Origin of the sequence: Streptomyces sp. NRRL F-2664 (assembly GCF_000719345.1) — a bacterium.
Taxonomy (GTDB): Bacteria; Actinomycetota; Actinomycetes; order Streptomycetales; family Streptomycetaceae; genus Streptomyces.
This window is the reverse complement of sequence record NZ_JOFX01000624.1, coordinates 1-225: the sequence shown is the minus strand read 5'-3', so window position 1 is coordinate 225 and position 225 is coordinate 1. Positions and strand designations below refer to the sequence as shown.

The 225-nt window shown below is 76.4% G+C and carries 1 protein-coding gene; it reads left to right on the top strand.

Annotated features, from left to right (window positions below):
- Nucleotides 1-225, top strand: a 225-nt coding sequence (locus IF89_RS40425) for a hypothetical protein (protein ID WP_158718194.1), incomplete at both ends; no start/stop codon positions are given.

The window sequence follows — 225 nt, the reverse complement described above, 5'->3', positions numbered from 1 at the left end:
CGCGCGCGGTGTCCGTGCAGGACGCCGACACTGCGGCCCGGACCACCTCGGCGAGGGTGGTCTTCGCCGACGGCACCCCCGCCGCCGACTCTGCCGCCCGGGCTGACGCGCTGGGCCGGACCCTGACCTCAACCAGCGGCGAGGTCACGGCGGTGCCCTCCTACGGTGCCGGCGGCATCCCGCAGAGCACGGTGCTGAGCCCGGCCGCACCGGAGACCTATCCGG